6 protein-coding genes are annotated in these 8,264 nt (G+C 50.9%); 1 reads left to right on the forward strand and 5 read right to left on the reverse strand.

Going from position 1 to position 8,264, the window contains the following annotated elements:
- Positions 1 to 475: S4 domain-containing protein (locus B3W37_RS02665; RefSeq protein WP_483174697.1), on the reverse strand; the 475-nt coding region annotated here is incomplete at its 3' end.
- Complete coding sequence (lspA, locus tag B3W37_RS02670; protein WP_483174698.1) at positions 465 to 956, reverse strand: signal peptidase II; 492 nt, start codon at positions 954 to 956, stop codon at positions 465 to 467. The genes B3W37_RS02665 and lspA, both read right to left, overlap by 11 nt.
- Before the next feature lie 113 nt (positions 957 to 1,069).
- On the opposite strand from lspA, the gene B3W37_RS02675 reads away from it, so the two are divergent.
- The gene (locus tag B3W37_RS02675; RefSeq protein WP_483174699.1) at positions 1,070 to 2,131 is read left to right on the forward strand and encodes an RMD1 family protein; all 1,062 of its coding nucleotides are present in this window, start codon (positions 1,070 to 1,072) and stop codon (positions 2,129 to 2,131) included.
- Between the two features lie 74 nt (positions 2,132 to 2,205).
- Here B3W37_RS02675 and B3W37_RS02680 read toward each other — a convergent pair whose 3' ends face one another.
- The 3 genes from B3W37_RS02680 to htpG form a co-directional block, all read right to left on the reverse strand.
- On the reverse strand, positions 2,206 to 4,056 hold the full coding sequence (locus B3W37_RS02680; protein WP_483174701.1) for a PAS domain-containing protein: 1,851 nt from the start codon (positions 4,054 to 4,056) through the stop codon (positions 2,206 to 2,208).
- Between the two features lie 238 nt (positions 4,057 to 4,294).
- Positions 4,295 to 6,211, reverse strand: coding sequence for a hypothetical protein (locus B3W37_RS02685; RefSeq protein WP_483174702.1), 1,917 nt, complete (start codon positions 6,209 to 6,211; stop codon positions 4,295 to 4,297).
- Between the two features lie 235 nt (positions 6,212 to 6,446).
- On the reverse strand, positions 6,447 to 8,264 hold a 1,818-nt coding region (gene htpG, locus B3W37_RS02690; protein ID WP_483174704.1), incomplete at its 5' end, for a molecular chaperone HtpG.

Here is an 8,264-nt window from a genome sequence, read left to right on the forward strand (position 1 = left end):
CCAGGGCACGGTGCGCCGCATCATTTTTAGCCGCCACCATCACCCCCGAGGTATCTTTATCCAGGCGATGGACTATGCCCGGCCGCAACTCGCCGTTGATACCGGAGAGGTCTTTGACATGATAAAGCAGGGCATTTACCAGGGTATGCTCCCAGTTGCCGTGCGCGGGATGCACTACCAGGCCTTTAGGTTTGTTGAATACTACCACATTACTGTCCTGATAGACAATCTCCAAGGGGATGTCTTCAGCCTGCAAATCGACTGCGGCCGGCGGCGGCACTTCCACCGCCACTACTTCTCCGGGCTTGATTTTGTAGCTGGCCTTGCGAACCTCTCCATCCACCCAGACCCGGCCATCCCCGATCAATTTCTGCGCCTGTGAGCGCGATAAACACTCCATACGCTCCGCCACAAAAGCGTCCAGGCGTTCACCCTCAAGATCCTCATCCACCCGCCAAGTGGTTTTATCGTTCATTGCTTTGACCATCCTTATCCAACCAGATAAAATAGGCCACCAGCAGAATGCCGCCCATTACGATGGCTATATCAGCCACATTGAATACCGGCCAGAACCGGAAGTCGATGAAATCGACGACATGGCCCTGCCGGTATCGGTCCAGAAGATTCCCGGCGGCTCCCCCGGCCATCATTCCGGTAATAAGCTGCAGGAGGGGCTGCGGTTTGGCAAAAAGATTATATGCCATTAACGCCACCACCACAACAACTGCGGCCGCCATAAAGTAAATGGTCTGCCCCTGCATGATACTGAATGCGGCCCCGCGATTGAACACATGGGTAAACCACATCACTCCGGGCCAGACCTCCACACTCTGTCCGGGCGCGATTTTAACCGCCACCATCCATTTACTCCACTGATCTAACAGCAGGACAGCTGCCATACATAACCAGAATCGCACTTTAATCCTCCATAGTCCTGTAAATTGCGTATCTATCATTTTACGCCACCCCGCCGGGCAAAACAACCCGCCCGCCTTTTAAACTGCGGGTATTCCGGAAGGCTAGAGTCGGCCCGGCCTGGGTTATACTAAATTGCAGGGAGGTGCAAACCATGTACGCAATCTATTTCTACCGGGTTTATGAAACCGGATGCGAAGAAATCGATCTTAATCAAGTAGAGCGATCCTGGGGCGGGGAACACGGTCTGGCCAGGCACCGATTGATCCGTATCAATCCCAAATCGATTCATATGGAGGTCCCCCCTCTGGTCTTGAAGTTAGGGGCGCAGGAAATGCTATGGAGCGGCGGAAAACTGAGCCTTGAATGTCAGGCCAGGATTTATGATATCGGAGCGGTCAGCTTGTGTTTAAAATATCAGAATGATGACTCCCTGCCCCATATCGAAAATGTCGCCCTGGACTTCGCGGCTCAGAAAAGCCTGGAAGATGTTTTTGGCAACTGCCTGACACAACTGCAAAGCCTGTTAAAGGCGGTTCTCCCCTGTGTAAGCATTGAGGCCGCTTTTTATGAAGACTACACTGTCTATCATATTGAAAGTCCTGAACAAATAAGTGATGCAGCAGCTTTATTGATGGGCGAGCAGGCTGATTTCAGTTCACAGCTCCGGGATCAGATTATGAAAAACCGCCTCAGCTATAGCCAGGACGACTTCGTCATCGTTACCTGGGATACCGCCTTGATCTGTGACCGCGAGGACCCGGCTGATTTGCGCGATTTGATAGAATTCGCCAATGTGCAGCTCCTGGAACTGAGATATTACGGAGATATTCTAACCCGGCATATGGATCGCATGTACGATGACATCCAAAAGGTGGACAAAGACTCCAGTTTTAAACGCAGCCGTCAGTATCGGCGCATTATGAGCCGCTTGATGGAATTCATCGCTGAAATCAGTGAAGTCGCCGAGAGAATAGACAACTTTATCAAGATTACCGAAGACATCTATTATGCCCGGGTCTATCAGATGACTTTAAAGGTTCTGCGCGCCGAGCAGTGGAGTGAGAGTGTCAACCGCAGACTGCAGGTGATACAGCAGAATTATGCCTTGCTTAGTAATGAGGTCAATGTTCAGCACTCCAATTTCCTGGAGTGGATCATCATCATCCTCATCGCCCTGGAGTTCAGCTTTACCATTATAGAAACCCTGTGGTAAACGTAAGACCCAAGGGAAGCTGCTATTAAACAGGCGCCCCTTGGGTCAAACGTCCCTCTTCTCCTCTTCTTATGCTATATTAAGCGGATCATGCCCCCGCTGAACTGGTCTTCGTGAGGAATAGTCTGAACTTCAGCGCTGGCCGTTAGCTTGCTGCCATCCTTGCCGATCCACTCCATAGATTCCACCCCGGCCTGGTTAGCCAGCAATTTAGCCTGCTCATCGTCGCCTAATACTATTGCCAGGGCTTTACCTACCAGCTGGGCGGGTTTTTCATAACCCAGCCATTCAGCCATGGCCCCGGTCACGGCGTCTATATTCCCTTTGCTGTCATAAGTCAATACCTTTGCCCCAAGGCTGTTTAAGGCCGCGATCAATTGCTTGCCCTGGGCTTCGGATTGGCGCAGCCAGTTTTTGTGATTCTGCAGTATAATATAACGTTCGGTTACATCGCGCAGGCATTCTATGGCTCCCAAGAGCTTGCCGCCCTCGTTGTACCAGGGCATCGCCCGGCCCCATAGATTCCGCCCCTGACCCCGCAGTTTAGGGGTTTTGAACTCGCTGATAACGGTATAATCATCAACTTCAATGACCTTGTAATACTGCTTGACCTCCTCCGGCCTTAGAACCAGGTCTACCATAATAGGACGCCTGCTTTCGTAGAAGGCCAAGGCGTACTCAAAATCGCCCTTACCCAGCATATCGTTGGCTTTGATGCCGGTGAGGCGCTCCATGGCTTTGTTCCAGACCACCACTTTGCCCTCCATATCGATGGCCATAGTGGCATCAGGAAGGCAATCCGCCAGGCCTTTTAAGTCCTGTTCGGACGTAATCAGGCGGCTCATCTCTTCCTTAATGCGCGTTATGCTGCGGGCAATCCCCTGCACCGCAACAATTTTGCCATTGGCATAAAGCGGCCAGATGCTCACGTCCAGATAAGTCTGGGTATCCCACTTGGTTATAATCTTTATTTCATAGCTGATATGACGGCCCGGAGCCAGGCGCTGGTATTGAAAACCGCGCAGCAAATCCAGGCTTTCATTATCTGCCAGTTCCTGAATATTCATACGCACCAGTTCGGCTACCGAATAACCGGTAATGCGCTCCGCCGCGGGGTTGACCGATATCAAGTTGCCGCCCAAATCGTGCACAAAGATCATGTCACTGGCATTATGGAAGAAATCCTCATAGGTATCCCGGGAATGGCGCAGCTTCTCTCCCGCCAGTTTGACCGGATTGATATCACGTACGGCTGCCATCAGGCGGGTACGATCTTCAAAAACCACGCGCTTGGACTTGACCTCGATCCAGAACACCCGGCCATTGCGGTCGCGCATCCTCCACTCCATGGATTGTGCGCGGGAGTCTGAAGACATACGCAGCCAGCGTTTAAACTCTTCACCGCTGTAGGGCGGCTCTTCCGGACACAGATTCCCGATATTGAGCCGCACCAATTCCTCGCGGCTATAGCCAAACATCTCACAGGCGGAACGGTTCATGTGTAAAATGTCGGTAGTGTAGGTATCCAAGAGAAAGATTGAATCCCAGGCTTCGTCAAATACCTCATGATATTTGCTGCCTAATTCCTGGGCTACAGCCTCAAAGCGCCGGGCGGCGCTCACATCGTCAAATATAGACACCAGCCCGTCCGGGGTGGTATAGATGCGCTCGATGAAAAAACGATGGCTGACCTTGCTTTCCACCGTTCCCATCTGGCCGGTTTCCAATACCTGCATATAAGCGTCCTGGGTATTGCTGCCAACCAATTCCGGAAGGACTTCCGGCCATTTATGCCCAATGATATCATCGACCGCCTGACCTGCTAAACGAGCATAGGCGGGATTACAATAAACTATCTGCAGGTCTTTGTTGATAGCTACCAGTGGAGATTCGATGCAGTCCAGGAAGTTTCTGTATCGCACCATGTGTTTCAGCTCCTCTTCCAACCAAATCAATCAAAGCTATCTATACAGATTTACTTTCAAAATGTAATACGTTTAATGAGATTATATATAATATAACATCCTTTTCGACTGTTTCAAGAAATAATCCTGCTGCCCAGACAATTTTTAATTTTGCCCGGTATTATCACGATAACGGCTTCAAAAGCCTCCGGGCCTTATCCTGATTTAAAATCAGGCAGGCCCGGAGATTGAATATTCATCAGCGATATTGTTGCAAGAGTTTGCTGTTAAAATACGGGCCCAGAATCTCCTGCCACTGTTTGTCGTTAACTGCTTGCGCATGGGTATAGAGCATGCTCAGATGTTCAGTCTCGGCCGGGAGGTAATGATACCAGAGCTGGCTGCGCTGATACTGCAACAGGTTTTCCTCGCTGTTTTCGGGCAGAACGTACAGCTCATAGTTCTTTGTATCTTTATAAAAGGTGTCTTTGAATTGTACCGTGAAAGAGAAGTTGCCGTATTCCATGGGGATGCCCTTGATGACCCCGTCCGCCAATTCCAATCCGGCCGGCAGACGTCCGGAGGAGATCTTCCAATCACGGACTCCATAGCCCCCATAAGCTAACAGGTCCACCCGGTAAGGGGTTCCTTTCAGCCCGTCTGGAAGCGATTCCACGAATAAACCGGGCGGGACGTTGCTCCCCACCTTGAACTTCACAATATATGCCGGTGGTTCAAGGTTGCTTTTGCTGCCGGCAGAAATTACAGCCTCGCCATCGCCCCCCTGCCACAACGGATTCAAGCTGCCGCCGGCTGCCGGTTGGCCTTGCTGATCGCTGAAAGAAAAGAGCTGTGTATTGCTGGAACGCCATTGCACATAATCATTGACATTCAAGCCGGTGTTCTCCCCAAAGAATCTCAATTCGTAGGCGGCCTTCTCCCCTCGCGCCAGGTGGCGCTGGCCTCCGGCGAGCTCGGTATGCTGGCGCAAAAGGGCGCGGGTATGGTTCAAGCTGCCCTGGCCATCGGCATCGATCACCCGGGATAAACTATTTTGTATGGAAAGAAGGGTGTCGAAACTCCAGCCCATACCATCCAGGGCTTGGGTAAACCACAGGTAGGGCTCTTCTTTGCATACCTCCTGCCAGGCCCTGATGCTGTAAATATCCATCAGCATTCTGGCTTCGGTTTCACTGCTGCCGTAGCCTTTCAGCAGCTCATTGCCATGTGCCGTTAAAATGCGCAGCCGTTCCGTATCAACCCGGTTAATCAGGTTCAGAAATTGCTCGGGCTTGACATCTCTTCCGAACAAATGTTGCATTTGCGGAAATTCCCGCTGCCTCCAGGCAGCCAGAGCCCCTTGCAGTTCATCATAACTGCTGGCGTACTGTATTGGCCCCAGGGCCGTGCCTATGGATTTTAACGCGGTGTAGGCCCGTTTGGCCTGAGCCGCCGAAGCGGGGGCCAGTACTTTGGCCATCATGTGGCCGCTATCGGCGTAATCATCGCCCTTAAAGATCCTGAAATTCACGCTGGCGGCAGTATCAAAATAATAAGGAGGCACGCCTACCTGGCCATCAGTCCCGACCAACTCAGGTTTGCTGGTATTCATTATCTTAATGCCGTAGCCCGCGGGGATTTGCGGAAATACAAAGCGCTCGCCATACTGCACCGGTATCTGCTCTTCGGTAATGGAATCTGCTATCAGCCGGGCATTCAGGGTTATAGGAGCATAAATTCCCGGCTTGGTGATTCGCCCCAGAGCATAGCAGTTCCCGTTTTGCTTCACTACAGTTGAGCCCGGGACCATCTCCCAGGCCGGCCAGGGTTGGCGGGTTTGATTGTAATAGGCCAGCACGGCATCTTCACCCTGGCAGGGCATTTTCATCAGCAAGCCACTTTGCCATAATTCGGCCGGTATACCGCTGACATCAAGTCTCAGGACCGGCCCGGCAACGACAATCCCCTGCCTCGCCACCAGGCTGACCGGTGTTGCTGTTGCCGCAGCCCCTGGCGGCCCCCCCTGCAGGGAGCTGTTGTAATCAAACTCCACTATACCTCCAACTACGGCACTGGCCGTCCCCGACGCCGCTTCAGCCGCGAGAGCGGTTCCCGGGGCCGCCCAACATAGGAGCAATGCTGTCAGTATGCAGCATATCCATCTTTTCCCGTTCATTCCGTTAACCTCCTTATTATCACATCCGCTATTGAATCCTGGCAATGATCTCCTCAATTGTTATTCCTATGCCCATTGTACCGGTTTTGACCATAGATTGAAACCACCAGGGGCACGGTGTTTTTCAAACGGCTCAATCAGCCATGTATATTAATTTCCGGACAAAAAAAGATGTAAAAAAGAGAAAGAGGGTGCACTCTTTCCCTTTTGATTGACTGGCTTGAGAGACTTGCAGCTACCCGGCCATAATATCGCATACGGCATTTGAAAAGGCTACCGGGTCTTCGATGTTCAACCCCTCGATCAGCAAAGCCTGATTATAAATGACCTCGGTATAGAGTTTTAACCTGTCCTGATCCTCAGCATGCAGCTTCTGCAAAGTTTGAAAAATGGGATGACAGGAATTTATCTCCAGGATTCGTTCTGCCTTGACCTCACGATCTGTTGGCATGCTGTTCAAAATCTTTTCCATCTCCAGCGAGACCATGCCTTCACTGCTCAGACAGACCGGATGGGATTTAAGGCGCTGCGACAGCCTTACAGCTTTAACTTTGCCGCTCAGGGCTTCTTTCATGAAGTCCAGCAAGGGCTGGTATTCCTGGGACTGTTCCTGAGCGGACTGATCGTCGCCCTCATCTTCCAGCCCCAGATCCCCGCTGGAGACTGATTTAAACTCTTTGTCCTCATAAACACGCAAAATCTTGAGCGCAAATTCATCAATTTCATCGGTGAGGTAGAGTATTTCCAGGTCTTTGTCTTTGAGCAGTTCAGTTTGGGGCAGGCGGTCGATGCGATCCACGTTTTCCCCGCTGGCATAGTAAATATACTTCTGTTCAGGCTGCATACGCTCAAAGTATTCAGACATGGTGACCAGCTTCTTCTCTTTAGAAGAATGGAACATCAACAGGGGCAGGAGCATTTCCCGATTAAGTCCGAATTCTCTGTAAATGCCCCACTTCAGTTGCAGCCCGAAATTCTCGTAAAACTTTTCGTAGGTTTCGCGCTGGTTGTTCAGCATGTCCAGCAATTCATTTTTTATCTTTTTCTCCAGATTAGAAGCGATCAATTTTAACTGGCGGTCATGCTGCAGCATTTCCCGGGAGATATTTAAGGATAAATCGGAGGAATCCACCAGGCCGCGCACGAAACTAAAATGGTCCGGCAGCAGGTCGGCGCATTTGTCCATGATCAGAACCCCGTTGGAATAGAGCTGCAGACCTTTCTCATACTCCTTGCTGTAATAGTTGTAGGGGACGCGGTCGGGGATGAACAGCAGGGCGTTATATGTGGCCTTGCCTTCGGTCTTGCTGTGAATGACCCGCAGCGGATTTTCGAAATCGAAGAACTTCTCTTTGTAGAAATAATCATAGTCTTCGTCACTGAGTTCGCTCTTGTTCTTGCGCCAGATAGGTATCATGCTGTTCAGGGTTTCGGTTTCGAAATAGCTTTCGAATTCATCCTCTTTTCCCTCAACCGCTCTCCTCTTCTCCACTTCCATTCTTATGGGATAGCGGATATAATCGGAATATTTCTTAACTATAGAGCGAATCTTGTATTCTTCCAGAAACTCGTCGTAGTTGTCGGTATCGCTGTTATCTTTAAGGGCCAGGATGATATCGGTTCCTACACCTGGCCGGTCGGCCTTATTGATGACATAACCGTCCAGGCCCTCCGATTCCCATTGCAGGGCTTCTTCCTCTCCAAACCTCCGGGTCAGGACCGTCACCCGTTTGCTGACCATAAAAGCGGAATAGAATCCCACCCCGAACTGACCGATGATATCGACATCTTCCACAGCCCCTTCAGTTTCCTGCATAAAGGCCAGTGAACCGCTATTGGCGATGGTTCCCAGGTTACTCTCCAATTCTTCGGCATTCATCCCGATGCCATTATCCGATATAGTGAGAATGCGGTTGTCTTTGTCAAGGGAGATATGAATGGCGAAATCCTCACGCTGCATCCCCACCTGCTGGTCGGTAAGTGAACGGAAATACAGCTTGTCGATGGCATCGCTGGCGTTGGAGATCAGTTCTCTTAAAAAGATTTCCCGGTT

This window comes from Syntrophomonas sp. UBA5494, assembly GCF_002426325.1.

Excerpts from the sequence above, each read along its gene's own strand:
- B3W37_RS02680 (WP_483174701.1), bottom strand. The coding sequence starts at position 4,056 with ATGGTGCGATACAGAAACTTCCTGGACTGCATCGAATCTCCACTGGTA.
- B3W37_RS02675 (WP_483174699.1), top strand. The coding sequence starts at position 1,070 with ATGTACGCAATCTATTTCTACCGGGTTTATGAAACCGGATGCGAAGAA.
- B3W37_RS02685 (WP_483174702.1), bottom strand. The coding sequence starts at position 6,211 with ATGAACGGGAAAAGATGGATATGCTGCATACTGACAGCATTGCTCCTA.
- lspA (WP_483174698.1), bottom strand. The coding sequence starts at position 956 with ATGATAGATACGCAATTTACAGGACTATGGAGGATTAAAGTGCGATTC.